At 41.0% G+C, this 26,651-nt stretch carries 25 protein-coding genes; 10 read left to right on the top strand and 15 right to left on the bottom strand.

The genetic code is table 11. From position 1 onward, the window contains the following. Window positions 1-36: 36 nt before the first annotated feature. Window positions 37-810 (top strand): MerR family transcriptional regulator, encoded by a 774-nt coding sequence (locus tag ABI367_RS06525; protein WP_462231205.1) that lies wholly within the window; start codon window positions 37-39, stop codon window positions 808-810. 13 nt (window positions 811-823) lie between these two features. Here ABI367_RS06525 and ABI367_RS06520 read toward each other — a convergent pair whose 3' ends face one another. The 7 genes from ABI367_RS06520 to flxA all read right to left on the bottom strand — a co-directional run bounded on the left by ABI367_RS06520 (window position 824) and on the right by flxA (window position 8,168). After that, window positions 824-1,189, bottom strand: a complete 366-nt coding sequence (locus tag ABI367_RS06520; protein WP_462231203.1) for a hypothetical protein — start codon at window positions 1,187-1,189, stop codon at window positions 824-826. Further along, complete coding sequence (locus ABI367_RS06515) at window positions 1,183-2,229, bottom strand: beta-ketoacyl synthase chain length factor (RefSeq protein ID WP_462231201.1); 1,047 nt, start codon at window positions 2,227-2,229, stop codon at window positions 1,183-1,185. Before ABI367_RS06515 ends, ABI367_RS06520 begins: the two co-directional genes overlap by 7 nt. Window position 2,230: 1 nt before the next feature. Next, window positions 2,231-4,069 carry a beta-ketoacyl-[acyl-carrier-protein] synthase family protein gene (locus ABI367_RS06510; RefSeq protein ID WP_462231199.1) on the bottom strand — a complete coding sequence of 613 codons (1,839 nt, stop codon included), beginning with the start codon at window positions 4,067-4,069 and terminating at the stop codon, window positions 2,231-2,233. A 122-nt stretch (window positions 4,070-4,191) separates the two neighbouring features. After that, window positions 4,192-5,316: a beta-ketoacyl-[acyl-carrier-protein] synthase family protein gene (locus ABI367_RS06505; protein WP_462231197.1), complete on the bottom strand. Its 1,125-nt coding sequence runs from the start codon at window positions 5,314-5,316 to the stop codon at window positions 4,192-4,194. 2 nt (window positions 5,317-5,318) lie between these two features. Next, window positions 5,319-5,732 (bottom strand): 3-hydroxyacyl-ACP dehydratase, encoded by a 414-nt coding sequence (locus ABI367_RS06500; RefSeq protein ID WP_462231195.1) that lies wholly within the window; start codon window positions 5,730-5,732, stop codon window positions 5,319-5,321. A gap of 161 nt (window positions 5,733-5,893) precedes the next feature. Further along, window positions 5,894-6,613 (bottom strand): flexirubin biosynthesis SDR family reductase FlxB, encoded by a 720-nt coding sequence (flxB, locus tag ABI367_RS06495; RefSeq protein WP_462231193.1) that lies wholly within the window; start codon window positions 6,611-6,613, stop codon window positions 5,894-5,896. A 1-nt stretch (window position 6,614) separates the two neighbouring features. Then, window positions 6,615-8,168: a flexirubin biosynthesis tyrosine ammonia-lyase FlxA gene (gene flxA / locus ABI367_RS06490; RefSeq protein WP_462231191.1), complete on the bottom strand. Its 1,554-nt coding sequence runs from the start codon at window positions 8,166-8,168 to the stop codon at window positions 6,615-6,617. 652 nt (window positions 8,169-8,820) lie between these two features. On the opposite strand from flxA, the gene ABI367_RS06485 reads away from it, so the two are divergent. Both ABI367_RS06485 and ABI367_RS06480 read left to right on the top strand, forming a co-directional pair. Beyond that, window positions 8,821-9,042: a hypothetical protein gene (locus tag ABI367_RS06485; RefSeq protein ID WP_462231189.1), complete on the top strand. Its 222-nt coding sequence runs from the start codon at window positions 8,821-8,823 to the stop codon at window positions 9,040-9,042. Further along, the gene (locus tag ABI367_RS06480; protein WP_462231187.1) at window positions 9,039-9,350 is read left to right on the top strand and encodes a type II toxin-antitoxin system RelE/ParE family toxin; all 312 of its coding nucleotides are present in this window, start codon (window positions 9,039-9,041) and stop codon (window positions 9,348-9,350) included. Before ABI367_RS06485 ends, ABI367_RS06480 begins: the two co-directional genes overlap by 4 nt. A gap of 68 nt (window positions 9,351-9,418) precedes the next feature. On the opposite strand, the gene flxY is transcribed toward ABI367_RS06480, so the two are convergent. The 3 genes from flxY to ABI367_RS06465 form a co-directional block, all read right to left on the bottom strand. Further along, complete coding sequence (gene flxY, locus ABI367_RS06475) at window positions 9,419-10,711, bottom strand: flexirubin biosynthesis putative acyl-CoA ligase FlxY (RefSeq protein WP_462231185.1); 1,293 nt, start codon at window positions 10,709-10,711, stop codon at window positions 9,419-9,421. 28 nt (window positions 10,712-10,739) lie between these two features. Beyond that, window positions 10,740-11,618: a CE1 family esterase gene (locus tag ABI367_RS06470; protein ID WP_462231182.1), complete on the bottom strand. Its 879-nt coding sequence runs from the start codon at window positions 11,616-11,618 to the stop codon at window positions 10,740-10,742. A 167-nt stretch (window positions 11,619-11,785) separates the two neighbouring features. Then, a complete protein-coding gene (locus ABI367_RS06465; RefSeq protein WP_462231180.1) occupies window positions 11,786-11,965 on the bottom strand; it encodes a hypothetical protein in 180 nt (59 codons plus the stop codon). A 100-nt stretch (window positions 11,966-12,065) separates the two neighbouring features. Between ABI367_RS06465 and ABI367_RS06460 the strand changes: the two genes are divergently transcribed. Next, a complete protein-coding gene (locus tag ABI367_RS06460; protein ID WP_462231207.1) occupies window positions 12,066-12,257 on the top strand; it encodes a cold-shock protein in 192 nt (63 codons plus the stop codon). A gap of 67 nt (window positions 12,258-12,324) precedes the next feature. Here the strand turns inward: ABI367_RS06460 and ABI367_RS06455 are convergent, their stop codons facing one another. Then, window positions 12,325-13,674, bottom strand: coding sequence for a sensor histidine kinase (locus ABI367_RS06455; protein WP_462231178.1), 1,350 nt, complete (start codon window positions 13,672-13,674; stop codon window positions 12,325-12,327). A 206-nt stretch (window positions 13,675-13,880) separates the two neighbouring features. Here ABI367_RS06455 and ABI367_RS06450 point away from each other — a divergent pair, with 206 nt between their 5' ends. Further along, entirely contained in the window at window positions 13,881-14,861 is a 981-nt protein-coding gene (locus ABI367_RS06450; RefSeq protein WP_462231176.1) for an acyl-ACP desaturase, read from the top strand. Between the two features lie 57 nt (window positions 14,862-14,918). On the opposite strand, the gene ABI367_RS06445 is transcribed toward ABI367_RS06450, so the two are convergent. Then, window positions 14,919-15,791 carry an AraC family transcriptional regulator gene (locus tag ABI367_RS06445; protein WP_462231174.1) on the bottom strand — a complete coding sequence of 291 codons (873 nt, stop codon included), beginning with the start codon at window positions 15,789-15,791 and terminating at the stop codon, window positions 14,919-14,921. Between the two features lie 292 nt (window positions 15,792-16,083). Between ABI367_RS06445 and ABI367_RS06440 the strand changes: the two genes are divergently transcribed. Together ABI367_RS06440 and ABI367_RS06435 are read left to right on the top strand one after the other, a co-directional pair. Continuing rightward, window positions 16,084-19,278, top strand: a complete 3,195-nt coding sequence (locus tag ABI367_RS06440; protein WP_462231172.1) for a SusC/RagA family TonB-linked outer membrane protein — start codon at window positions 16,084-16,086, stop codon at window positions 19,276-19,278. Between the two features lie 10 nt (window positions 19,279-19,288). Next, window positions 19,289-20,980: a RagB/SusD family nutrient uptake outer membrane protein gene (locus tag ABI367_RS06435; protein ID WP_462231170.1), complete on the top strand. Its 1,692-nt coding sequence runs from the start codon at window positions 19,289-19,291 to the stop codon at window positions 20,978-20,980. A gap of 113 nt (window positions 20,981-21,093) precedes the next feature. On the opposite strand, the gene ABI367_RS06430 is transcribed toward ABI367_RS06435, so the two are convergent. Continuing rightward, window positions 21,094-21,423, bottom strand: coding sequence for a hypothetical protein (locus ABI367_RS06430; RefSeq protein WP_462231168.1), 330 nt, complete (start codon window positions 21,421-21,423; stop codon window positions 21,094-21,096). An 88-nt stretch (window positions 21,424-21,511) separates the two neighbouring features. Between ABI367_RS06430 and nth the strand changes: the two genes are divergently transcribed. Both nth and recA read left to right on the top strand, forming a co-directional pair. Continuing rightward, a complete protein-coding gene (gene nth / locus ABI367_RS06425; RefSeq protein ID WP_462231166.1) occupies window positions 21,512-22,270 on the top strand; it encodes an endonuclease III in 759 nt (252 codons plus the stop codon). 138 nt (window positions 22,271-22,408) lie between these two features. After that, complete coding sequence (gene recA, locus ABI367_RS06420) at window positions 22,409-23,419, top strand: recombinase RecA (protein WP_462231164.1); 1,011 nt, start codon at window positions 22,409-22,411, stop codon at window positions 23,417-23,419. Window positions 23,420-23,638: 219 nt separating this feature from the next. Here recA and dnaA read toward each other — a convergent pair whose 3' ends face one another. Both dnaA and ABI367_RS06410 read right to left on the bottom strand, forming a co-directional pair. Then, complete coding sequence (gene dnaA / locus ABI367_RS06415; protein ID WP_462231162.1) at window positions 23,639-25,063, bottom strand: chromosomal replication initiator protein DnaA; 1,425 nt, start codon at window positions 25,061-25,063, stop codon at window positions 23,639-23,641. A gap of 611 nt (window positions 25,064-25,674) precedes the next feature. Next, window positions 25,675-26,205 (bottom strand): DUF7935 family protein, encoded by a 531-nt coding sequence (locus ABI367_RS06410; RefSeq protein WP_462231160.1) that lies wholly within the window; start codon window positions 26,203-26,205, stop codon window positions 25,675-25,677. Window positions 26,206-26,297: 92 nt separating this feature from the next. On the opposite strand from ABI367_RS06410, the gene ABI367_RS06405 reads away from it, so the two are divergent. Then, window positions 26,298-26,651, top strand: coding sequence for a HesB/IscA family protein (locus tag ABI367_RS06405; protein WP_462231158.1), 354 nt, complete (start codon window positions 26,298-26,300; stop codon window positions 26,649-26,651).

Below are 26,651 nucleotides of genomic sequence, written 5' to 3'. Positions count from 1 at the left end.
TGACTCTTACCCTGCGTCATAGCCTACCTTTGTATCATGGATCAAAATTATACCGTTAAGCAATTGGCAAAAATGGCCGGCATTAGCGTGCGTACCCTGCACTTATATGACAAGCTTAAGCTATTGCGGCCCGCTTTGCGTACCCGGGCAGGCTACCGGATGTATAGTGAAGCCGAACTGTTGCGACTACAACAGATCCTATTTTATAAAGAGCTTGATTTTCCATTAAAAGATATTGGACGAATTTTAGATGAGCCGGGCTTTGATATCATCAAAGCGCTGCAGGGTCATAAAAAGGCCCTCGGCTTAAAAAAAGCAAGGATAAATACATTATTAAAAACCATTGATAACACATTACAAAACCTAAAAAATAAAACCATGTTAAACGCAGATGAACTATACGATGGGCTTTCGCCGCAGCAGGCGGCAGCTTATCGCAAAGAGGCCATTGAGGCCTATGGTACCGAGGTGGTTGAGCGGGCAGAAAACTATCTTAAAAAACTTAATAAAGAGGAATTAAAGGCATTGGTTGCCAAACAAAAGGAACTTGGCGCATTGCTTTACCAATTAAAGGATATGGAGCCAACGGCCGCACAGGTACAGGAATTAATAGCGCAACATTATACCAACACCCGCAAGTTATGGGGAACGGATGGTGCTGCCGATAAGCAGGCTGAAGCGTATAAAGGATTAGGTAATTTATACCTAACTGATGAGCGCTTTATTTTGGCAGGCGAAAAGCACGATGCGGATTTTGCCGGGTTTATTAAAACCGCCATGGCGCATTTTGCAGATGAGCAATTAAGCTGATATACAACCAACGTTATTTCTGCATAAATACACCCTGAAACTTAAAGTAAACCACATCTTCGGCTGTAAGGTCGCCGTTAACTTTTATCAGGTCATCTTCGGTGGTATAGTTTAATTGCAGGTATAGGTTAGTGGTAATACGCGGATCTATAAGAACAAGGAATTTCAGGTTATTGGCTATTTTTAATTGCAGGGTAGTGGCCAGTTTTTTCTCCAGCACATCTTTTACTAACTGTACCATACAGGCGCCCGGCACTACCGGTTGATCTGGAAAGTGGCCGTTAAATATTTCGTTATCAATATCTATTTCTAAGGCGGCACTAATTAAGCCCTCGGTGCTGTTAATGGATAAAATTTTAAAAACAGGGTGCGTTAACATGCGGACAATAGCATTAATGAATGATAGTTTCCTTGATATTGATTGTAAATTAATACTTTTTTAGGTGCCATATCGCTATCGGCCACAATTGTTGGCACTTTGCCATTTTTAATACAATTAGCCGCCAGCCATAACGCGAACGAGGACGACGTCGGGTATTCGCCGCAAAGATGTTTATAGTTTGCGGTAAGCTTATCAGCAAAAAGGGATTGGCTTAACTCATTATATATTTTATCATTCTTTATATCGCCGTTTCGTCCGGTTATGATTAGGTCGATATCAGCAATGGTTAAATCATTGTCGGCTAAAAACGTGGTGATATTTTGTTCAATGCCATCGGGCTTGTACAACGTTTTCAAAGCAACCAACTCGGCCATGTTTGCTGTGGATGGTTTATCGGTCAACAGAAAAAATGATGCGCCCTCGCCGCCTATGGTACCTTTGCTTTCTTCTTTATATAGATCAAGGTTTGATAGGGGATGACGTTTGTAAAGGCCCAGACGCGTTAAAACGGTAAAGCTTACGTCTATCATTTCCTCGGTGCCGCCCACTAAAATATTATCAGCCTCGCCTTCATTTAACAGCATCACGGCGTCCAGCAAAGCGTTTTCAAACGATACCCCTTTATGCACAAACGTATTATTATACTCGTGGCATTGCAGCATCAGCGCAATTTGCGCGGCCACCGTGTTATGGGTTGATTGTATAAAAGCAGTTGGCGGCAGCATCTCCTCGTTCAGTTCTATTATCCGCGTTAAAAAAGCTACGGTATCTTCCATACAACCAAATGCGGTGCCTGTTATAATAGCACCCGGCATTTCAACCCCGGCACGGTTTAAACAATCTTTAGCTGCCGATACACCCATTTTAATAACATGGCTCATGCGGCGTATCAATTTGGGGTCGATGTATTGTTTATAATCGGGCTCGATAGCTTTTAAGCGGGTGCCTACCGATTCGACTATATCCGTTAAAATGCCATTTTCCCCAAAGGTGTTTTGCGGCGATATACTGGATGCAGAACGTATATAGGTCTTCATTTTATATCTCCGAAAATATTAATGATGTACAATTACCGCCAAACCCAAACGAGTTAGACATGACGTGTTTTACTTTTTGCCCGGTTAAAAAATGGGTTTCGGGTTTAAAAGGCAATTCGGCCATAGGTGTTTCAAATCGCAGGTTGGGATAAATGATACCTTTAGCAATTGCCAATGCCGAAAATACCGCCTCGATAGCACCACTTGCCCCCAGGGTATGCCCGGTGAACGATTTGGTAGAGCTCATGGGCGGGAAATCCTTTTCAAACAAACGCAAAATGGCTGTACCCTCGGCGCTATCGTTATTAGGCGTGCCGGTGCCATGCAGGTTAATGTAGCTAATATCAGTTGTGGCTAATCCCGCTTTTGTGAGCGCGCCTTTCATGGCCAGGTATGAGCCCGTTCCATCAGGCGATGAGGCTGTTTGATGGTAGGCATCATTGCTGTTATTATAACCGCTTAGTTTGCAATAGGCCGGCTTAGTTAAGGTTTTAGCTACTTTGTCAGACACCAGCACCACATAGCCTGCGCCTTCGCCCAGGTTAAGGCCCTCTCGGTGTTCATCAAAGGGTTTGCAAAACTGTTTATCCAATATCATAAGGGTATTAAAGCCATTAAGGGTAAACTTGGTTAAGGCATCTGTACCGCCCGCAATCACCACGTCCAGTATATCATTTTTAATCAACCTTGCCCCATAAAATACCGCGTTGGCTGATGAGGAGCAGGCCGTGCTGATGGTGGTCATATAATCTGTTATGCCCAATTTATCAGCCACCACTTCGGTAACACTGCCACATTCGTGGTCAAAAACGTTCTTTAATTTGCCTTTGCTGTTATCTTTTAAAAACTCCACAAAAAAGGCTTCGCTTTTATCCATGCCACCTACCGAATTTGCCGATACAAACCCGATGCGTAAGTTAGTTAGGTTGGGTATGGCAGCATCATTTAAAGCCTCGCGGGCGGCTACTAAACTTAACATGGTGGTGCGGCTCACATCAACAGAAAGTCCGGTCATCTCCGCAAGTTCTTCGTTGGTTAATTTCACTTCGGCAACCGGTATTTCGCCCCGGTGTATGGTTTGCATGTGCGTAATAGCACCCATGCCTGCTTGTTCCTTTTTAAAGGATGCCAAACATTCGGCAACATTATTACCAATAGCGGTAATGGCTCCCAACCCGGCAATAAAAACTTCCGGAGGGGTAATTGGTTTATTTTTTTTATCGCTTGTAAAAAGCTTATTCATATTGTCTGCATTAAAACTTAAAGCGTTTGGTGCCGCTTGTTTTTCAACCAAATATAACGCGGCTTTATAATCCGTGTCAAGTACGTCAACCCAGCCGCAAATACATGCTTGCAATATATCATTATCCAGCAGTTGGCCCACATAGCTCGCGGTAAAATCAGCGTCAAATTTATTTGCTACAAAAAACGCGTCCTCACCTTTAAAATTATTACGGATACATATTTCGCCCGTCATGATGTTGGGCAGGGTATATACAAACAACGCCGGACTTGGGATATCGTCCACACTTTTCAGATACTTTTGGTCACTGTCCAAACTGGCATTCGCGTTAGCTAAAATTAACCCTACATCTTCCGGTTGATAAGCATTTTTGTTAAAGCTATCCTTTAATAGTATTTCGGAGGCGAGCCAGCACAGCTTGCTCAGGTTGTCCATTTTATAGAACCGTGGATAGTTAAGCTGAAAATGCTGGTATACTGATAACAGGAACGCCGCCACATCTGCCGACTTATTTTCAAAGACGACAACCCCGTTTTTGTAAACGGTATTATTGCTGATGATGCAGCTGCTGGTTATATGGTTTTTTGTATTACTCAATGATCTCTAAAAAAACGTTTGTCATCTCGAAACGCAGTGAGAGATCTTATACGCCCGGCAGGCGGATGTTATTGTAAAAGATTTCTCCTCGTTCCTCGTTCGAAATGACATTGTATTATCAATTATGTTTTACTAAACAAAACTGCTGCATTACACCCCCCAAAACCCGATGCGGTTTTCATGAAGGTTGTATAATTGCCCTGCAGTAAGGTTGTACAAATATTTAACGGCGCACTAACGCCCATGCTATTAAACCCTAAAGTTGGCAAAACTACATTTTCTTTTAAGGACTGCATGGAAATGATAGACTCTATTAAACCGGCAGCTCCTAAAGTATGCCCGTAAAAGCCTTTTAAGCTATTGGTGGGTATATTTTGTAAACCTGCAAAGGCTATAGCTTTGGCTTCCATTTCGTCGTTATAACTGGTGGCTGTTCCGTGGGCCGATATAAAATCAACGTCATGCGCATTAACGTAGGCCTGTTTTAAGGTTTTGGTGATGGCAAAACCCAGTTCTTCACCGGTGCGCGATGGTGCCGAAATATGGTTGGCATCGTTACTTACCGCGCCGGCCAGCACCTTAACACCATCAGCATATTTGGGGTTAGATGATAAAATAACCGTTGCCGCGCCCTCGCCTAATGTTATTCCGGTTCTATCTGCATCAAAAGGTTTGCAAGGCTCGTTGCTTATGGCCTGGAACGATTGAAAGCCCGATAATACAAATTTGGTTATCTCGTCGGCCCCGGCAACCACTACGTTTTCATATTGTCCCGATTGTATTAATCGCATCCCTGTTAAAATAGCCATAATACCTGATATGCAGGCATTGGATATAATGACAGGCCTATTAACAAACCCAAAATGTGCCGCCACCAATTTAGCCGAGGTTGGTAAAGCGATGCGTTTTTTCAGCGCTTCGTTATTCTCCCCCGTTTCCAGCAGGCTGATATTGCCTTTGGTGGTTGATATAATTAATGCTGTTTTTTTATCTGTTGCGTCAACTTCGCAGTTAGCCAAAGCATCGGTAATAGAGGCTATTAATAATTGCTCAAATTTGGTGTATTGGTTATTCGGGGTAAACTGATCTTTATTAAACAAGGCCGCGTAAAAGGGCTCGTTGCCCAATGCGGTATCGGTATGCAGTTTTACGCCGGATATTCCTTTTTTTAGCTGCGCGAAGTTTGTCCCGGTAGTTGGGCCAATAGGCGAGGTAATATTATCAGCAGCAACAAAAACTCCGGACATTTTTATTTATTGGTAAATACTTTCATTTCGCATTGCGCAATCAATTGATCGTTGCGCCATACCTTGCCCGTAACTACGGCTATATCTAACAGCCGGGTTTCTATCTTTGTTTCGGTTATCAGTTCGTCGCCAACTTTGGGCAACTCAAATACTTCCAGGTTTTTTACCGCGCCAATGTAGCCAACGGTAATGGGGCGGTCCTCAATACGTGCCAGGCTACCCTCACCCGCGGCGGCAGTTTGCGCCATGTTTTCCATTAAACCGGCCTCGGTAAACGCGCCGTTAATTACCAATACATTATCTACAGTAACAGTAAAGCCTGTTTTAGTATGGGCATCATCACAGAACAGCAATTCGTCAACCATTACAAATGGCGGCTTTTGCGGTATCAAGGATAAAATATCTTCTGAGAACATATATAATCAGTTAACTAATCGCTTTATTATTAACTCACCCGGTCTTTGCTTCGCTCGACCACCCTCTCTATGCTAGAGAGGGATTTTGCTTTTCTATACCCTCTTTACGCCAAAGGCGAAGAGAGGGTCGACGAGTGAAACGATGTCGGGGTGAGTCAAATTTACGAATACAACCCCCCATTTATCGACAACACCTCCGCAGTAATATAGCCCGCTTCTTTAGAAGCCAGGAAACCTACCGCGTGTGCTACCTCTTCGGGTAAGCCGAAACGGTTTACCGGTATTTGTTTTTTTAACTCTTTTTCGTCCAGGCCTTCGGTCATATCGGTTTTAATAAAACCCGGGGCTACGGCGTTTACGGTGATACCGCTGCGACCAACTTCCTGTGCCAGTGCCTTGGTAGCGCCTATTACCCCGGCTTTTGCCGCCGAGTAATTCACCTGTCCCGCCTGCCCCTTTAAGCCGGATAGCGACACCACATTAATGATGCGCCCATAACGGTTCATCATCATACCCTCTAAAACCAAACGCGTTACATAAAAAAAACTGTCTAAACTGGTTTTTATTACGTTGTCCCATTGCTCATCTTTTAGCCAGGCCATCAGGCTGTCCTCGCGGATGCCGGCGTTGTTTACTAATACTTCAATGGTTTTTTCAGGGTTGGTGGTTAGCCAGTTACTCAAAACTTTATTGATCTGGGTTTTATCGGCCACATCAAACTGCAATAGCTCGCCATTGCCATCTATTTGCTGTAGGGTAGTATTCGCTTCTGCGGTATTGCTTTTATAATTTATCAGCACATAGTAGCCCATGTCAGCCAGTTTAACGCAAATTGCTCTGCCTATCCCTCTTGATCCGCCGGTTACTAACGCGCATTTCATGTTATTTGCTTTTAAATGTTATAGTCGGATCGGTGGTTTCCAAAAAGTTTTTCACGTTCTCCACGTCCTTGTATTTATGGGTATCCTCAATAAATTTCGGGAATATTTTTCTAACCTCGTTATATAGGGCCAATGTATGCGGTGCCATTTTATCCTGACAGTTTAAATGATCTATCCCCTGCAAAATACTCATTAATTGTATAGCAAGTACCGCGAACGAATTATCAATTACCTTGCGCGTCATCAAAGCGGCGTTGCAACCCATGCTTACAATGTCCTGGTTGTCGTTATTGTTGGGGATGCTGTGTACATACATCGGGAACGACAGCGTTTGATTCTCGGCTACGGTTGAGGTAGCGGTAAACTGCACGCCCTGCATCCCAAAATTTAATCCCAACACACCTAAGTTTACAAATGGCGGAAATTTAAGGTTCAGTTTATCATTCAGTAAATAATTCAACTGGCGCTCGGATAGCATAGATAGCTTGGTAATAGCTATTTTCAGTTTGTCCATTTCCAGCGATACATAATCGCCGTGGAAGTTGCCGCCGTGAAACACGTTTTGGTTAACATGGTCAATTACCGGGTTGTCATTAACCGAATTTAATTCATCCACCAATACTGTTTCGGCATGTACAATAGTGTCATATACCGGACCAAGTACCTGGGTAACGCAACGGAGTGAATAGTACTCCTGCACCTTGTCCTCAAAAACTTCCTGATCAATATTAGCCGGGTGATACAAGTGATCCGTACGACTGCGTATCATTTTGCTGCCCTGCAAAATATCGCGCAGCATAGCGGCTACTTTATTTTGCCCTTTATGATGTTTAACTACGTTCAGCTCGCGCGAAAAATGATCGTCATAAGCCTCCACGATCTCGTTGGTCATGGCGGATAGCATGGCCGACCAGCCCAACAGCTTTTGCGCCTGTATAATGTTTACCATGCCAATACCCGTCATGGCCGATGTGCCGTTTATGGTAGCCAGCCCCTCGCGTACGTGTATGGTAAGGGGCTTTATACCCAGCTCGCTAAATACTTCGGTAGTTTGGCGGATGTTGCCATCGTATATCACTTCGCCCTCGCCAATCAGCACCAAACCTAAATGGGCCAACTGTACCAGATCGCCGCTGGCACCTACACCGCCGTGTTCAAAAATGCAGGGGTAAACGTCTTTATTTATTAATTGGGTAAGCAGTTCAACAATATCGGTATGCACACCCGAGTAGCCCTGCATCAAACTATTTAAGCGGGCTACCATCAGCGCCTTTACCAATACCGGCGATAGCAGCGCGCCGTTACCCGAGCTATGACTGCGTATCAAATTATATTGTAGCTGTAGCAGGTTCTCCTCGCTTATTTTGTATTGCGCCATTGGCCCAAAACCGGTATTAATGCCGTATATTAATTTATTGGATGAGAAGTTTTGCAGGAACTGAAAGTTAGTCTCAATTTTCGCTAAAGCGGATGGGGCTAAAGTAACTGCCTTATTGTTAAACAGGATGTCAGCAAAATCAGCTAAAGTAAGGACGCTTTGTCCAACTGGTATCATAGGCGGGATGTTGTATAGTTTTTGTCATTTCGAACGAGTAACGGGAGAGAAATCTATACATTGACAAACTTGCGGATGCTTGTGCATAGATTTCTCTCTATCGTTCGAAATGACAGGTTGTTTTATGTTTTTCTAGCTGTCAAATATAGTAATTTGGCACTAGTGATAGGTAAACCACAAATGATAGAAATAGTTTACTGATTAATTAATGACTGTGGAATTGAAAATCATAAATCCCCTTGCTTCATAATTAAATTTCTTTACCTGTTGCCAATTTTTTTTATCATGTTGGTTTAACATCGTTTAACACATTTTTACTAATTTAATTTTCAAATAGTTGAAAATTAAATAGTTACGTAAAAAACATCAAAAAAAGTGTTAAACATGATTTCACCACCATAATTATTTTTTTTAAAGAAATTTCTTTAATTTTGCATTTTTTTATGTTTGTGTGAACGGAGAGCTTATTGGATTATCCACTAGTTATAAACACGGGGGAGCGGTTTCCAACCAAAAAGTTGTTTATGCATTACTTATCTCCATAATGGCCTATGGCAGACACAATAGTAACGGTAATGGTTGGCCAGTAGAAGAATTAGCTATTTAAAACTTATAAAATCTTTAGTAACTTAGTGCTATTAAAGATTTTATTATGAATTTGCAAGCCGAAAAACTTAAATTAGTACAAGCTGTATTAAATATTGATGATTTAGGGTTAATAAAGGAAGTTGAAACTTTATTAAAAAACAGGGAAGGGGACTGGTTTGATGATTTAAGTGAGGAACAGCAACAATCAGCAATAAGAGGAATGGCACAAGCAGACAGAGGCGAAACTATCTCTCATAAAGAAGCGGTTGCCAGGCTGGGTTTATGAGTTATTCCATAACCTGGACCCCAGAAGCATTAACCACCTTTGAAGACAGAATTACTTACTTAAAAGTAAACTGGACTGAAAAAGAAATAGTAAACTTCAAAAAAAGAGTTAGCGAATATCTTAAGGTATTAGAAACAGAACCGCTTATAGGAAAAAGGCCTGGAAAGTTCAAAAATGTTTACATGGGCCTGATTTTGAAGCAAGTTTCTCTAATTTACCGGGTAAAAATACTTACCAAGGAAATTGAACTCATTTCATTTATTGATAACCGTCAAAACCCAAAAAGAATTAGGAAATATAAACTATAGTGATTAGTTGCTTTTTTGGCCTTATCGGATAAAATTACTTCAAATTTTCCCATATGGTTTTAGTACGATCAAGCACGTCTGTCTATAAACTTTATTGCCTTCCTACTCGCTTCGGGGAATTGTATTTTTTTAATCTCGTCAGCCAAAATATAATTTACGTGCGGACTAACACGTAGCCTGGCCTGTAAATAGGCGCGTATCTTGTTGTCGCAGGCTTTGCTGTCATCGGCTGGTACAAGGTGTAACAGTACCTCGTCCATACCTATTTCATTGCTATATACTTCTACTACAAAATCCAAAACTTCGTCCATTTCATTTAACAGATCAAATAGGGCAGGTGGATACAGCGTAGTGCCTTTAAACTTGATCATCTGCTTTTTACGGCCAATGATAGGCGATAGGCGCAGGCTGGTCCTGCCGCATGCACATGGCTCATCCTCAAACTGGCAAATGTCGCCGGTTTTGTAGCGAAGCAGCGGCATGCCTTCAACCCCTAATGTAGTAATAGTAACCTCGCCCGGCTTGCCGGCGACTACCGGTTGATTGTTTTCGTCTAACAACTCCACGATAACCAATTCGGGCTGTAAATGCCCGCCTTGTCCTGCAGAGCATTCTGTAAACGCGGTTTGCATTTCGGTAGAGGCATAAGTAGAAAATAGCTTAATATTCCAATTTTCGGTGATTTTTCGACCCAATATACTTAAAGAAAAATCCGTATTTCTGATATTCTCCCCAATGCACACGGCCTTTTTTACAGATGTTTTATTAAGGTCGATGCCCGCATCTTTGGCGGCCTGTATCAGCTTCAAAATAAACGACGGGACAGCAACAATAGCCGTAGGCTTTAAACGTAAAATAGTTTCCAGTTGTAAGGACGGTACACCCGGCCCCAGCCTGATAATGCCCGCACCTAATTTACGCAGACCCGAGTAATAAGCTATCCCCGCCATAAACTGCCTGTCAAGCGTGAGCATTAACTGGTAAGTGTCCTCTGCCGAGCCATCCGCGCATAAAAACGAATTGTATTCATTTAGCGTAAGGCGGTTAAGGTCATTATCCGTTAAGGCGATAGTAACCGGGCTGCCCAATGTGCCTGATGTAGAGGCATACTCAATGATCTGGCTTTTAGGCACACATAAAAAATCGTCGTTACGCTGCTGCAGGTCCTCTTTGGTGGTGGTTGGCAGATTGGTTAAATCTTTCAATGTTTTCACTGCGCCAATATCAATCCCATGCTTATTAAACAGTTCTTTATAAAAAGGCGAATGTAAATTAAGGTGTCGCAATAATGCCTGCAGTTTTTGCTCCTGCAGTTGTTTTACATTATCAGGCGAGGTATGGGTGGCTGTTGTTAAACTCATATCAGTTTACGAAGATAAGCTACATCCGCTAAATACCCGCTTTTAATTGGTAGGGTTTAAAAAAGTCCCATATTACCTGGCAGGCGTTTAGGTTATGCGTAGTTTTGCCCACAATAAATTTAGGGAAATATTGCCAGCCACCCGGCCAGGTATGCCCGCCGTTATTAATAATATAGCTTACTACTTTTAAATTGTTTTTGGGGTTACTGTACGCTTCGCGCATTACCGTTGTGCCATCATGGGCATTATCAGGTATTTGGGTAACTACGGGTTGGGGGTCGCAACCATCAAGCGTTACCCACTTGTTAATAATGGCATTATGCGAATACATTTGGCGGCCAAATTTTTTGCCGCCGTTGTAGGGCACAATTGGGTCGGTTACGCCATGTATATACATTACCGGCATGGGTTTTTCCAGGTCATAGCCCTCGTTTATATTTAAGGTTGCCGCCACTACGGCTATGGCTGCAATACGGTTGTGCAACTGGCAGGCCAGGCGGGTAGTCATAAAACCACCGTTTGATATGCCGGTAACATACACTCTTGATGCATCGGCATTATAAGTTTTAATGATGTAGGTGATTAGCTCATCAATAAATTTTACATCATCAATGCCTTTATTATTGGCACCGTCATGCCATAAATTTTTGGATGCCGGGCATACCAAAATAAAATGTTCCTTATCAGCCAGTGGGCGGAAATCGGCCAGGTGCAGCATGCCTTTTGGGCTGGCAAAGCCACCATGCAATGAAATTAAAATGGGCATATTAGCGGTTTTTTGAGCAGGCAGATAAGTTACAAAAGCGCGTTTCATGCCATCAACAATTATTTCTTCTCTTTTTTGCTGCGCCGATGCCACTATGGGTAAAAAGCTTAATAACAATAACCAGCATGCAATCATTTTCATAATATGTACTTAAAAGTAGTTGGGTTAGTAACGTATATTTTAAGGTTGTGGTTTTAGTTGTTAAAATGAAACTCTTGACCCAGTTAATGGTTGTTGGTAAATATATATGCTATCAAATTAAAAAAGCAAGATCATGAAAGCCATTAAATTACTATTAGTTACTATTGTTACCGCTTGCACATTTGCAGCCGCCAGCGCGCAATTGAGGCTTCCGCCACCGCCACCGCATCCTCCGGGCCCAGGGCCGTTACATTTACGTTTACGCAGGCCGCCGGTACCAGTTGTCCGCCATCGCCGGGTAGTGGTTGTACACCATTATCGCCACCGCGTAATACGTCGTCCGGCACGCAGGTATTAGCAAAAACGCAATAACGACCAAAAAATAATTTTAAATGTTTTAATAGTTTATAATTATTTAGTCTATCTTTATGAAAATAATAAATTAATATAATGCAAGGAACAGTAAAATTTTTCAATGAAAGCAAAGGCTTTGGCTTTATTATACCAGCAGATGGTAGCAGCGAAGTTTTTGTACATGCCTCAGGCCTTATTGACACTATTCGTGAAAACGATAGCGTTACCTACGATGTAGAACAAGGTAAAAAAGGTTTGAATGCGGTAAACGTAAAAGTAAGCTAATTAGAAGTATACTTATATCGTATCAAAAAAGCATCCGTCAAAAAATGGCGGATGCTTTTTTTTGCCCTTAACCCGGTAACGCATCAAACTCTACTTTAAAATAATTGCCGTTGCTATCACTTCTATAATACAAGTTGCCACCCATTTCGGCAGTAACCGTTTTAGCTATTGACAGGCCCAGTCCAAGCTTGCTTTCGGCTATTTCGGGCGCGTCATTTAACTGTTTAAGTTTATTAAACATATCGTCCAGCGCTTTTTGTCCTATGGCCATGCCTTTATCAATAATTTCAATTACAACTTTGTTGTTTTGATGGGCCGTAGCTATAGTTATGCTGTTGTTGGTTTGCGAAAGCTTAATACTATTTGATAATAGGTTTTGCAATATTTGCCCGGTAAATACTTTATCCAGCTTAACGTTAATAGGCTCTGTAGCAATACTGTCAATTAGTGTAATGTTTTTTATTTCAGCTGCTTCGGTAAGGCCCTTAACAATTTGGCGCAGTTCGGTATTAATGTCAAATACTTCCATATCAAATATCCGCTCGCCGGTATTAATTTCCTTCACATCGGTAAGCTTATCCAACAGGTACTGCATTTTATCGGTTGATTGCGAAATATATTCCAGGTATTCTTTCTGGTCATCGCTAAGGCGGTTATATTCCTCCTTTATCATCTCATTGCTCATCATAATTGTACCTATTAAATTTTTAAGGTCATGACCGGCAATATTCATAAAGCTGTTTTTGTTTTCGTCTACTTTTAACAGTCGCTCGTACTGACTGTCAATAATTTTATTTTTTTCGGTGATGTCCTTGTTCTGCTCTTTTAATTGTTCGTTTGATTTTTCTATCAGCTTTTGCGAGCGCACGTCGCGCTCAGTTACCTTAAAGCGGGTAGCCGGAATAAGGCACGATGCTATAGCTATTAAAATAAAAAAATGGCCACCATTGCTAATAAAAACTGCAAGACTGTATTTGCTAAACAGCGCGAACAATGCTACGGTTAACAATACAGCTATTGCCGATTGAATAATGGAGTGGACGGGCTCCCAAAAAACCAGCAGGTTTAGCAACAACAATATAGCCGAGTAAACCATCAGGTAAATACCCAACTGTGATACGTCAACAATGGCGCAGGCAAATGCCGATGTTACGGATAGTAACAAAAAAGTAATATGCAGTAATATACGATAGCTTAATTTTACCTTATGAAACAAGGTATAAAGCCCAAATATAAAAAGTACAGTTGCCAGCCGCGCAATTAAAAACGGCAGTGCTATATTAGGGATACGCAAAAAATCAATTATGCTTATAAAAGGATATACAAATACTATGGCCCATATAATATTATTGGTTTGCTGCCAGGCTTTTTTTGATATGTCCCGCGAAAACTCCTCATTGGTAATTTGAACAAACATATTGGTGGTTGTTATGGCTATTATTAATAATACGTATAATGACGCAATAAAGTTTAAACTGATAAATATAAGTTTATTGATAATTTAATAAAATTAATACCTGCAATTGCCGTAAAACTGTTAAAATGTTATTTTACGTTAAATTCATTACCTTTGTAACAAAACCCCCTACTGATAGTTATACATACTAATTAAACTAATAAAAGATGCATTTTTTTGAAGAAAAGCGCCGGGAAGTGATGAGCCACATAGAAAAATTTATGCTGGAGAAAATGGACGAATATTTAAAGCCCATTGATACCATTTGGCAGCCATCTGATTTTTTACCCGATTCTTCAAAAGATTCTTTTTACAATGATATAAAAGAGATGCAGGAAAGCGCGGGAGGGTTATCTTATGATCTGATTGCGGTTTTAATTGGCGATACTATTACTGAGGAAGCTTTGCCTACTTACGAATCATGGTTAACCATGGTTGAAGGTGTGTCAAGAAACGAAGAAGGCGGCTGGATGAAATGGACCAGGCAATGGACCGCCGAGGAAAATCGTCATGGCGACTTGCTGAACAAATACCTTTACCTTAGCGGTCGCGTAAATATGCGCATGATGGAAGTATCAACCCAGTATTTAATTGCAGATGGGTTTGATATTGGTACCGGGCACGACCCATACCGTAACTTTATATATACCTCGTTTCAGGAACTGGCTACCAATGTATCTCACCGCAGGGTGGCTTCGCAGGCTAAGAAAGATGGCGATACGCTGCTTTCAAAAATGTGCGGCGTTATTGCTGCTGATGAGATGCGCCATGCCAAGGCCTATAAATATTTTATTGAAAAGATTTTTGAGGTTGACCCTAACGAAGCCATGCTGGCTTTTGAAGATATGATGCGTAAAAAAATTGTAATGCCTGCGCATTTTTTACGCGAGGTGGGTTTAAAAATAGGCCAAACATTTGGCCATTTTACTGATGCCGCGCAACGCCTGGGTATTTATACCGCGGTTGATTATGTAGATATTTTGAAAGAACTGATAACCGACTGGCAAATTGAAACCGTAGGCGATTTGAACGAGTCGGGCGAGAAAGCGCGCGATTATATACTGGCCCTGCCGGCACGTTTATTAAGAGTTGCCGAGCGGATGAAAAACCCCATGCTTGAATATAAGTTTAGCTGGATAAACGGGTAAAGCCTGAAATTATTCAGGAAAATAAACTATAGTAAAACTCATTACCCATAAGCGGTGTTAAAAAACAGCTTTAGGCATAAAGTTTTGTTTATAACCTAATGGTGTTTTACCTGTTATGGCTTTAAATGTAGAGTGAAACGAGGAGAAGTTATTAAAGCCGCTTTCATAACATATTTGTTTAATACTTATCTCATCTTCAATAAGTAGTTTACAGGCATGCCCAACCCTTATTTCGCTTACAAACTGCAAATAAGTTTTACTGGTTTTGGCTTTAAAGTAACGGCAAAACGAATTAGGGGTTAAACTGGCAATTTCAGCTATGTTCTCCAATAATATCTTATCTTTAAAATGAGCGAACGAATAGTCGTATATTAAATTTATTCTGTGCTTATCAGCTTCCTCAAAATTGAAAGTAAAACCAATTGATGATAGCAGTTTAGGGTTACTTATTGAGCCTATTAATGCCAATACCTCCATTAAATAGATAATACGTGCCGGACCCTCAGAAGCTGCCATTTGGTTAATCAGTTGGCCAATCTGCGGTTCGTTTTTTGCCGAAATCTCTATGCCCCTTCCAGCCTTCTCCAGCGCATGTTTAATGATTTTATTTTCGGGTAAATTTAAAAAAGTGCTGCTCCAAAAATCTTCAAAAAAATGTATGACTGTCGAATATGAATGCTCATCACTGTACTCAGGTTCTTCATCAAATTTCCAGTAGTGAGGTAGGTTAGCACCTATTAAAGCTATGCTATCACGCTCAAATCTCTTAATACTGTCGCCAACAAATTGCATACCTGATCCTTTATGAAAATAGATCAATTCAATTTCCGGGTGATAATGCCACCGGCTATTAATATTGGGTACCATATCCTGCCGTATACTAAATGAGTGGGTGGATTGGTTAGAAATTTTTAATAATTCTGGTTTCATATAATGGTTAAGTCCAATATACTGATTATTGCTACAATTAAACTAGTTCATGTTAATATTCCTTAATAGTCGGGTAATTATCTAAAATCATAAGTAATATTTTAAGGCTTTATTTGAGTGCCAATATCCTGTGATTAATATCTTAAAATTGCAGCTAACTTTTTATTAACCATTTAAAAATATAAGTGCCTATGGAGTAAGGAAAACCAACTATTTTTTTTGAAAGAAACTTTTGGCATGTATTCCCCTATACATACCATACTAACCTAAATAAACACCAAAACCCAAAATTATGAAATTTAAAACGCAGGTTATGCTGGGCGCATGGCCTACTTTATCAAGAAATTTACCTATCAAAAAATTAATATTTCCGTTGTTGATCATTGCCTCTACTACCAATGTTATGGCAAAAAATGGAAGATCGGGTATCTTAACAAATACATTTGAGGTTGTTAGTGTTCAACAACAATCTATTAGAGTTACAGGAACAATAAGCGATAACACAGGGCAAACACTGGTTGGCGCTACTATAAAAATTAAAGGAACCAGCAGCGGTGCCGTGTCTGATATAAATGGTAAGTATTCAATTGCTGTGCCAAATGCAAACACAACACTGGTATTTACCATGGTTGGTTATGAGTCACAAGAAATAACAGTAGGTGGCTCCAGATCAATTAATGTCACTTTGAAAGAAACAGTGAGCGCACTTAATGAAGTGGTTGTAGTTGGTTACGGCGAAGCAAAGAAAGCCACTCTTACCGGTTCTATATCTACCGTTCAGGGTGCTGATGTTGCAAAAAGTCCGTCGCCAAACCTTGCTGCCTCGCTGGAGGGCAGGCTACCGGGCCTTGTGGTTAACCAACGTACAGGCGAACCGGGCAGGGATGATCCAAATATTTTTATCAGAGGTACTGGTACTGATGGTAATTCTAGTCCACTGGTAATTATTGACGGTGTTCCGCGCGATGGATTCAGCAGGCTAAACCCGGAAGATATTGCAAGCTTCTCAGTTCTTAAGGACGCATCTGCTGCAATTTACGGAGCACGTGCTGCCAATGGGGTTATATTGATAACTACAAAAAGAGGCGCAAAGGGAAAACCTGTTTTTAATTTTAGTTACAACTATGGCATTCAAAGCCCTACCAAACTACCAACCGTACTGGATGGGGTTGGTTATGCAACTGCATATAATGAAGGCGATTTTTATGATCAACGCAGACCAACTGATCCTACACAATATCATCCAACTTTCTCTCCTGATCAGCTAGCAAAATTGCAAAACGGTACCGATCCGAGCTTACCTAACACCAATTGGGTAAAACAGGCTATAAAACCTTCAGTAGCCCAGAAAAAGTATAACATGCAGCTTACCGGTGGTTCAGATGATATACACTATTTAATGTCATTTGGCAGCCAGAGTCAGGAGGGGTTTTTTATAAACAATCCAACGAATTATCAACAATATAATTTCAGGGTAAAAGTAGATGCTGATGTTACCAAATACCTGAATATCGGAGCGAATATATCTGGTAATTTAAGTAATTCAATATATCCTTCAAACGGCGCAGGCTCAACTGCTGTTAACTTTGTAAACATCCTGCAGGCCAATCCAACGTTGGTGGCGCGTTATCCAAATGGATTATTAGGAGGGGGGCGCCTGGGCCAAAACCCGTTATTGATGAATGAGCGTGGTACAGATCAGACCAACTCTTACCCTCTTTTTTCGACTTTTACCGCCAGTTTAAAAATTCCTGGCATAGAGGGCTTAAAACTTGATGCAAGTTACAATTATGACTTGTCCAACGGTTTTGAAAGCAACTTTGACTTACCTTACACTTATTACCAGTATAATGGGACTACTCAAAATTATGATCTTACCAGTGCTACTGGCCCAACAACGGTTTCATTAAATGACACTTATAGAAGATCGTACACCATACTATATAACTATAGGTTATCTTATGATCATAATTTTGGCAAGCACCACGTAGGCGGTATGGTGGGCCATGAAGAACAGCAGAACTACTACCAGCAAATTAGTGCCTACCGCAAAAACTTTCTTAGCCCCGCTATTCCTCAACTGGATTTAGGAAGTAGTGCGGCTACAGATAAAGACAACGGAGGGTTTGGTACAAGTTCGGCATATAACAACTATTTTGGCCGCTTTAATTATGATTATGATTCAAAATATCTGCTTGAAGCAGTATTCCGTTATGATGGTTCACAGATTTTTGCTCCGGGCCATCGTTATTCTTTATTTCCCGGAATTTCGGCAGGCTGGCGATTGTCTGAAGAAAAATTCATCAAGGATAATGATAATTTAAAATTCATTGATCAGTTAAAATTAAGGGCCAGTTGGGGCGAAGTAGGTAATGATAGGGTGAACGCTTACCAATATTTGCAACAATTTGGTTTCGGAAATAACTATGTTTTTGGTACATCTGATGCTGGGGCTATTTACGCTAAAACTGTACCTAATCCTGATATTACCTGGGAAACAAGTAAAAAGACTGATGTTGGTCTGGAATCAGACTTTTGGAATGGCTTGTTAGGTTTTGACTTTACCTATTGGAACGAAAGCAGGACTAATTTATTGGAAAAACCATCCGGTTCAACCAGCGGCGCATTTGGCTTTACTGACCTTCCTAATAAAAATATTGGCAAAGTTAGTAACCATGGTTTTGAAGTGGTGATTAATCACCGTAGTTCAATAGGACAAGTTAAATATAGCCTAAGCGCAAGCCTTTCATATAACAGAAGCAAAGTTATTTTTGCAGATGAGGCTCCGCAACTGCAACCCTATCAGGGCCGTGCAGGTCATCCGGTTGGCGCAGGTTCATATTACAAGGCCGATGGGATCTATCATACCCAGGCTGAGTTAGATGCCTCTCCGCACGCTGCCGGCAGCCAGGTTGGCGATATAAAAGTACTTGATTTGAACGGGGATGGTAAGATTGATGGTAATGATGCTTTTACCTTTGATGGAAGCCAGATACCAAGATATGTTTTTGGGTTAAATTCTGATTTTGCTTACAAAGGCTTCGATTTGAATATCTTTATACAGGGCCAGGCCGCTGCCTGGGCTTATGATGGTAATTTACAAAATTTGGGAACCACAGACTTTGCAAATTCAATTGTTGCAAGATGGGCAAATCACTGGACTCCAAGTAACCCAACTGGTACCATGCCAAGAGCAAGAGCCTATCAGTATGGAAATACCACGTTTTTCTTATATAATGATTCATTCGCCCGCTTAAAAACCCTAGAATTGGGATACACCATACCAGGTTCGGTTTTATCTAAATTAAAAGTGCGTAGCCTTAGGGTGTATGTAAGCGCTTACAACTTGCTTACCTACTCGCCAACTATTAAATGGGCCGATCCTGAACTTAGTTTTAATGGTAGTAATAATACCGGCAGTGGTAGTGGTACTAATAGTTATCCGCCAATGAAGGTTATTAATTTTGGTGCGACATTAACATTTTAAAAAATAAATTATGAAAAAGTTATTATTCTTATTACCCATTCTTGTATGTTTTTCTTGTAAGAGGAATATACTTGATCTTACCCCGCAAAATGCGGTTTCAGATGCGGCGGTTTGGAGCGATGCCAGCTTAATTGGAGCCTACGAGGTGGAAATGTATAATGCCATTCCGCATGGATTTTACATTCACATGTATTCTAAAATGACAGACGAGGCGGTTAATACCGCGCCATGTTGCGGCGCAGATATGTTTGGCCGGCAACCCTTAACTCCAGATAACGTTGCCAATGCCAACAGCGGCGACTATTGGGGCGGCTACATGTATTATTATAACCAGGGTTTTCAATATATCCGCAAAGTAAATATCTTTTTGGAGCACATGGCAACAACTACTATAAGCTTACCTAAAAAAGCTCAATGGATTGCAGAAGCCAAATTTATACGCGCCTTTGCATATTTTGAACTTATTGAAAGGTTTGGCGGTATGCCAATTGTTACAAAATCGTTCCCCCTTGGCGATTTAACTCAATTTAAACGTAACACGTATGATGAGTGTGTGGCTTTTATAAAAAGTGACCTTGACGCGGCAAAGCCTGATCTTCCGGTATCTTACCCGTCTACAGATCCTAATTTTGGCCGTGCAACACAAGATGCTGCAAAGGCATTATGGTCTCGTGTAACTTTATATGCGGCTTCAAAATTAAATAACCCAACCCACGATAATGCAAAGTGGCAGGCTGCGGCAGATGCTGCTGCTGCTTTGTTAAATTCGGGCTATTCACTTTATCCGGATTATCGCACAGAATTTAATCTTTTGAGCGGGCAGGCAAATAGCGAGTTGATCTTTGCAAGGGAATTTACCACTACTAATGGTCAGGAGGCACCGGCCAACAATCTTGGCCGCCGTTATGGCGCCTACGGTGGATGGTGGGCAAGTAACGGGCCTTCGCAAAACCTGGTGGATGATTATGATATGACCAACGGACAACCGGCGTTCATTAATTCTGGAGGTGTAAAAACCATTAACCCGTTATCCGGATATGATCCGCAACATCCATACACCAATCGTGACCCACGTTTTGAAGCAACCGTTATTCATGACGGATCTGTTTATCATGGTGATACTTTTGCCATGTGGGTAGCTTCTGATGGTAATACCTGGGGATTTGATTCGCCTAAACAAAGCAGCGATAACCCTACAAGTAATTATGAGTTAAGGAAGTTTATGCCCGAAGATCCCAATGTGCCTATTTCTTTCCAGACTGTTTACACTACTCCGTGGATACACTTCCGCCTGGCAGAAATTTATCTGAACTACGCCGAAGCTAAATTTGAGTTGGGTGATGAAGCCACCTGCCGTCAATATATAAACATGGTTAGGGCAAGGCCATCAGTTAATATGCCGGCTATCCCGGCCACCGTTACAGGTGAAGCATTACGTCAACGGCTTTACAACGAACGGAGAATTGAACTTGCTTTTGAAGGCCATCGCTTTTTCGACGTAAGAAGATGGATGATTGGAGCAACTACAGAAGGTGTAGGTATGTATGGTATGCAAATCATATTAAATACCGCAACTAACGTAAAAACTTATACACCGGTGTTATTACTAAGTCGTCCTTGGTTTGATCAGTACAACCTGCTTCCTATTGATAGGACAGAAGTGAAACGTAATCCTTTGTATACCCAAAACCCTGGATATTAATAAACCGTTTTTCACTAAACATTCATAAACAGGGAGCCCGGCATCGCCGGGCTCCCTGTTTTATTATCAAGACAAGACAGTTTAAAAAAGGTAATATTTTTGTTAGGCCCAGCCTATCCCTCAGTAACCAGGTCAACCCCGCGCGGATCGTCAGACATATCTTCAAACAAACTGTTTAAAATAGATTCAAGCGTTAGCGAGTTTACGTCATCAACATAATGCTCATTGCGGGTTATCCAAAGTTCTGAGCCTTTTATTTCAAGCTTAAACAAAACACCTTCATACATTTCGGGTTGTGATATTTCAATAGCTTCGCCATTTTTTTCTATAGTAAAAACAATAGTTTCCTGACGCTGTTCGCGAAATAAGGTGTTAAGCTTGCTGCGTAAATGCTCCAGCAGTTCGTCGGTTACAATAGGTGTATGCAGGGTTATAACTTTCATATTGTTATTACAAACGGTGCATTAGTTTTGTTTAAGTCGATATAAGAGAGCTTATTGTTTCCCGTTAAAAGACTTGCTATTTTTAGCCATGTTAAAAAAAGATCGTTACCGCCACTTTGTTGCGTATTTTTCAAAGCAGCAGCCTAACGCTGTAACCGAGTTGCACTACACATCGCCATTTGAATTGTTGATGGCGGTTATCCTATCGGCACAATGTACAGATAAGCGCATTAACCAAATTACGCCCGCGCTTTTTGAACGTTTCCCTACACCGCAAAGTCTGGCAGCATCAACCACCGACGAGGTTTTTACCTATATACGCAGTGTAAGCTATCCAAATAATAAAGCCAAACACCTGGTAGGTATGGCACAAATGCTGGTAAATGTATTTGGTGGCGAAGTGCCATCAGACATAAACGAACTGCAAAAAATGCCCGGCGTGGGCCGTAAAACTGCCAATGTAATAGCATCGGTTGTATTTGATGCACCAGCCATAGCGGTTGATACACACGTTTTCAGGGTGGCTAACCGTATAGGGCTAACCACCAATGCCCGCACCCCGCTGGCGGTAGAAAAACAATTGGTGCAAAACCTTCCTCAAGACACGCTGGCAATAGCCCACCATTGGCTTATACTGCATGGCCGTTACATCTGTGTGGCCCGCAGCCCTAAATGTGATATATGCCCGCTCACATGGTTTTGCCGTTATTATGAGCAAGCAAATACCGAAACAGCATTGTTAAAAGCCGAGGCGTTAAAGATCAAGAAAGGTAAAGCGGCCAAAAAGAAAAAGGCATTAAACACCATCAGCAAAGAGTTGGCTAAAAGGAGTGTGGATAAAGAATAGTTGATGGAGTTGATTATGTTGATTAAGTTAGTAGTAACAATCACTTTGTCAAGATGACAAAAAAAAGGCAATAAAAATTGCTAAAAAAATTAGTATTAATAAAAATTGTTTTTATATTTGTTGTAAGATATTTTTAAGATGAGTAACGCAGAAAAATTAAAGGCACTGCAGCTTACGTTGGATAAGCTGGAAAAATCATACGGAAAAGGTACCATCATGAAACTGGGCGATTCTGTAATAGAACAGACCGAAGTTATATCAACCGGATCATTAGGGTTGGATATTGCCTTGGGTGTAGGTGGTTTGCCAAAGGGCCGTGTAATAGAAATATATGGCCCGGAATCATCAGGTAAAACTACGCTGGCCATACATGCCATTGCCGAGTCGCAGAAAAAGGGTGGCATCGCCGCTTTTATTGATGCCGAGCATGCGTTCGATAGGTTTTATGCTAAGAAACTGGGCGTTGATGTGGAGAATCTTTTAATATCACAACCGGATAATGGCGAGCAAGCTTTAGAGATTGCCGATAACCTGATCCGCTCGGGTGCTATTGATATATTGGTTATTGACTCGGTAGCGGCCCTGGTGCCAAAAGCGGAGATTGAAGGTGAGATGGGCGATTCGAAAATGGGGTTACATGCCCGTTTAATGTCGCAGGCATTGCGTAAATTAACCGGTACCATCAGCAAAACAGGTTGCTGCTGTATATTTATTAACCAACTGCGCGATAAAATTGGCGTAATGTTTGGTAACCCCGAAACCACAACCGGTGGTAACGCCCTTAAATTTTACGCTTCGGTACGTTTAGATGTGCGCCGCATATCGCAAATAAAAGATACTGACGAAGTATCAGGTAACCGTGTTAAGGTTAAAATTGTTAAAAACAAGGTGGCTCCGCCATTCCGTATAGCCGAGTTTGACATTATGTTTGGCGAAGGTATTTCAAAAGCCGGCGAGATCATTGACCTGGGTGTTGAACATAACATTATTAAAAAGGCTGGGTCATGGTTCAGCTATGGCGATACCCGCCTGGGCCAGGGCCGTGACGCGGTTAAACAATTAATTTTGGATAATCCAGAACTGATGGACGAACTGGAAGCTAAAATAAAAGAAACCGTAACCGGCGATCATTTAGCTGAAGTGGAGTAATTTTTATTTCGGATTTGCTTATAACAAGAAATGCTTGCCAATTAATTGGCAAGCATTTCTTGTTATAAGCTTAATGTCATTTCGAGCGATAGCGAGAAATCTATACACGTACTATACCCGCTTCATGGATTTCTCGCTACCGCTCGAAATGACAAGCGGTTATAATAGAAAAAGCCCCGCAAATGCAAGGCTTTCTGTTTTATAATAGTGGATTTTTAATTAAGACATTTTAAGTTTCTTCTGTATATCGGCTACATAACCTTTAAATTTCTTATCGGTATCAATAAGATCCTCAACAGTTTGGCAGGCGTATATTACGGTAGAATGGTCGCGGCCGCCAAAAAAGTGGCCGATGGATTTTAATGAGCTTTTGGTATGCGCCTTAGCCAGGTACATGGATATTTGGCGGGCCTGCACAATTTCGCGTTTGCGGGTTTGTGATTTTACCATTTCAATAGGCACTTCAAAATATTCACAAACCAAGTTTTGTATATATTCCATCGAAATTTCCTTTGAAGAATTTTTTACAAAGTTCTTCAGCATCTGCTTGGCCAGGTTCAGATCTATCTCCTTGCGGTTAAGGGTTGATTGTGCCAGTAATGATACCATGGCGCCTTCCAGTTCGCGCACGTTATTATCAATGTTATGGGCCACGTACTCAATAACATCGTCATTAAGTTCAATGCCATCCTGATAGGTTTTATTTTTTAGGATAGCCATCCGGGTTTCCAGATCGGGTATCTGCAAATCAGCAGAAAGGCCCCACTTAAACCTCGACAGCAAACGCTCCTCTAAACCGGCCAGATCTTTCGGCGCTTTATCAGAAGTGATAATAAGTTGCTTACCTGACTGGTGCAGGTGGTTGAATATATGGAAAAAGAAATCCTGTGTTTTTTCTTTGCCGGCAAAGTTGTGCACATCATCCATTATCAACACATCAATGGCCTGGTAAAAATTCACAAAGTCATTAATATTGTTATGTTTCAGGGCGTCAACAAATTGCTGGGTAAATTTCTCGCATGATACATATAGCACCAGCTTATCGGGCAGTGAACGTTTAATTTCATTACCAATGGCTTGTGCCAGGTGGGTTTTACCCAAACCAACGCCGCCATATATCATTAAAGGGTTAAATGATGTGCCTCCCGGTTTTGCAGCCACCGCATATCCTGCTGATCGTGCCAAACGGTTGCAATCGCCCTCCACAAAGTTTTCAAAGGTATAATTACGGTTAAGCTGCGGGTCAACAATCAGCTTTTTAAGTCCGGGTATTACAAACGGGTTCTTAATATCCTTATTTATTGAAATAGGGATAGGCATCGATTGGTTTTTTGACTCGGCACCGTTTCCGTTTGAGGGCATATTAGTAGTATATGGCTTGCTTGACGATTGCTCAACAACTATATTATATTCTAAACGCCCGTCATCTCCTAATTGTTTTTTTATGGTTTTACGTAATAAGCCAACATAATGTTCTTCCAGCCATTCGTAAAAAAACAAACTTGGTACTTGTATAGTAAGGACGCTACCCTCCATGCGCAATGCTTTAATTGGCTCAAACCAGGTTTTAAAGCTTTGTGCAGGGATGTTATCTTTTATGATTTGAAGACAGCTATTCCAGACGTTAGTACAAGTTTTTTCCATACAATTAAATTAATATCTTGATTTACAATCCCCAAAGAAGCAATTTTTGAGGCTGCTACGGAACATCGAATATTCAGAAAAAAAGCGAATTAAAAAATTAAATTTTCACTTTTTCTGAAAATAAATTTACTGAAAATAATAGGGAATTGTTAGGTAATTTAAATGCAAAATGTTATATTTCGCATGCAGTAAACCATAATATTGCCTTTCTAATACGTAGGGGCATTTTTTGCTCCGTCAAGTCTCGCTGATATGTTACAAAAAATATTTTAGTGCCATCTTGCCTTACACTGTTATGCCAATAATAAGGCATTATTATCCTAATATTACGGCAAGCCATGCTAAAAGTTACAACCTATAGTAGATGATATTTTGGCGGCAACGCACAATTTTTTTACTTTATTAAATATAAAGTGAATAAAATGCAGGCATGTTTTTGATTATAGTCGACCTCTATTTTTAAAAACAACGCTTAACCTGTTCTTTTTTTTGTGGGGATATACGTTTTAATTATTATTTGCGCTTAGGTATACAGTATAATTGCTTTTTCTTTCCGAATAAAAATTTTACCATTTAAAATATATTTTTTCGTTTGGCCGGCGCTGTTTGTATTAAAAAAGATGTTCCAGGTCTTTCCTGATCAAACTACAGCCCATATCATAAGGGTTATCTTCCAACTGATGTAAATGGGTCAGTATGGTTTTGCTCAGATCAAGACCGGTTGCAGTTTCGGGCAAGGCTTTAACGGCATTGTTAACAATACTTAGGGTATCATCTTTAAGGCGCTTTACCACGGCCCAGGCCCCGCTGCTTATATATATTTGCTGTGATATGTTATGCTGAAACTCGTCGCGTACCTCGGCTACTATTATGCTATGCAATTCGGCGGCACTGTAACCCGGTCCGTTTAACCTTATCAGCATGTTGGCGGGGTTTATACGTTCAATTAACAATACTATACGCTCATAAGCCTGCAGGCGCAAGGGCAGGGTTTGGCTGCTCATGGTCTTTTTCAGTTCTAATAGCTGCAGGCTTTCGGCCCGGTCAAGGTATGGCCTGAACAGGTAGAAAGCAATATATACAATACCAATACCTGCAACCGTATATTTTAAGATATCTAATAAATAAGATAGGTTCATCATAACTACAAAATGTTAAGCAGGGGTCATAAATAAATCGCCCCGAACAAAAATCCGCATTTTACCTTATATTTGTGTAGTTAATTAAAAATAAGATGAGTACAGTTGTTGATACGCTACAGGCCCCGGTAACTTTTACAGAAGGTGCCGTAAAAGAATTGTTTAAATTGAAAGATCAGCAAGAAATTGGCGATGATTTTGGTTTACGTATTGGTGTTGAAGGTGGTGGATGCTCGGGTATGAGCTATGTGCTGGGCTTTGATCAGAAAAAAGACGGCGATCAGGAGTTTTTTATAAACGACATTAAGGTTTTTATGCATAAGGCACATGGTATGTACCTTATGGGTATGCAAATTGATTTTCAGGATGGCCTTAACGCGCGTGGGTTTACCTTTAATAACCCTAATGCCGCCAGTACCTGCGGCTGCGGCACTTCGTTCTCGGTTTAA

Source organism: Mucilaginibacter sp. (assembly GCF_039935595.1).
In the GTDB taxonomy this organism is placed as follows: Bacteria; Bacteroidota; Bacteroidia; order Sphingobacteriales; family Sphingobacteriaceae; genus Mucilaginibacter.
This window is presented reverse-complemented; position numbering and strand designations above follow the sequence as displayed.

Bases quoted from the DNA above. Each gene is read 5' to 3' on its own strand.
- ABI367_RS06525 (WP_462231205.1), top strand. From the start codon at position 37: ATGGATCAAAATTATACCGTTAAGCAATTGGCAAAAATGGCCGGCATT.
- ABI367_RS06520 (WP_462231203.1), bottom strand. From the start codon at position 1,189: ATGTTAACGCACCCTGTTTTTAAAATTTTATCCATTAACAGCACCGAG.
- ABI367_RS06515 (WP_462231201.1), bottom strand. From the start codon at position 2,229: ATGAAGACCTATATACGTTCTGCATCCAGTATATCGCCGCAAAACACC.
- ABI367_RS06505 (WP_462231197.1), bottom strand. From the start codon at position 5,316: ATGTCCGGAGTTTTTGTTGCTGCTGATAATATTACCTCGCCTATTGGC.
- ABI367_RS06500 (WP_462231195.1), bottom strand. From the start codon at position 5,732: ATGTTCTCAGAAGATATTTTATCCTTGATACCGCAAAAGCCGCCATTT.
- flxB (WP_462231193.1), bottom strand. From the start codon at position 6,613: ATGAAATGCGCGTTAGTAACCGGCGGATCAAGAGGGATAGGCAGAGCA.
- flxA (WP_462231191.1), bottom strand. From the start codon at position 8,168: ATGATACCAGTTGGACAAAGCGTCCTTACTTTAGCTGATTTTGCTGAC.
- ABI367_RS06485 (WP_462231189.1), top strand. From the start codon at position 8,821: ATGAATTTGCAAGCCGAAAAACTTAAATTAGTACAAGCTGTATTAAAT.
- ABI367_RS06480 (WP_462231187.1), top strand. From the start codon at position 9,039: ATGAGTTATTCCATAACCTGGACCCCAGAAGCATTAACCACCTTTGAA.
- flxY (WP_462231185.1), bottom strand. From the start codon at position 10,711: ATGAGTTTAACAACAGCCACCCATACCTCGCCTGATAATGTAAAACAA.
- ABI367_RS06470 (WP_462231182.1), bottom strand. From the start codon at position 11,618: ATGAAAATGATTGCATGCTGGTTATTGTTATTAAGCTTTTTACCCATA.
- ABI367_RS06455 (WP_462231178.1), bottom strand. From the start codon at position 13,674: ATGTTTGTTCAAATTACCAATGAGGAGTTTTCGCGGGACATATCAAAA.
- ABI367_RS06450 (WP_462231176.1), top strand. From the start codon at position 13,881: ATGCATTTTTTTGAAGAAAAGCGCCGGGAAGTGATGAGCCACATAGAA.
- ABI367_RS06445 (WP_462231174.1), bottom strand. From the start codon at position 15,791: ATGAAACCAGAATTATTAAAAATTTCTAACCAATCCACCCACTCATTT.
- ABI367_RS06440 (WP_462231172.1), top strand. From the start codon at position 16,084: ATGAAATTTAAAACGCAGGTTATGCTGGGCGCATGGCCTACTTTATCA.
- ABI367_RS06435 (WP_462231170.1), top strand. From the start codon at position 19,289: ATGAAAAAGTTATTATTCTTATTACCCATTCTTGTATGTTTTTCTTGT.
- ABI367_RS06430 (WP_462231168.1), bottom strand. From the start codon at position 21,423: ATGAAAGTTATAACCCTGCATACACCTATTGTAACCGACGAACTGCTG.
- nth (WP_462231166.1), top strand. From the start codon at position 21,512: ATGTTAAAAAAAGATCGTTACCGCCACTTTGTTGCGTATTTTTCAAAG.
- recA (WP_462231164.1), top strand. From the start codon at position 22,409: ATGAGTAACGCAGAAAAATTAAAGGCACTGCAGCTTACGTTGGATAAG.
- dnaA (WP_462231162.1), bottom strand. From the start codon at position 25,063: ATGGAAAAAACTTGTACTAACGTCTGGAATAGCTGTCTTCAAATCATA.
- ABI367_RS06410 (WP_462231160.1), bottom strand. From the start codon at position 26,205: ATGATGAACCTATCTTATTTATTAGATATCTTAAAATATACGGTTGCA.
- ABI367_RS06405 (WP_462231158.1), top strand. From the start codon at position 26,298: ATGAGTACAGTTGTTGATACGCTACAGGCCCCGGTAACTTTTACAGAA.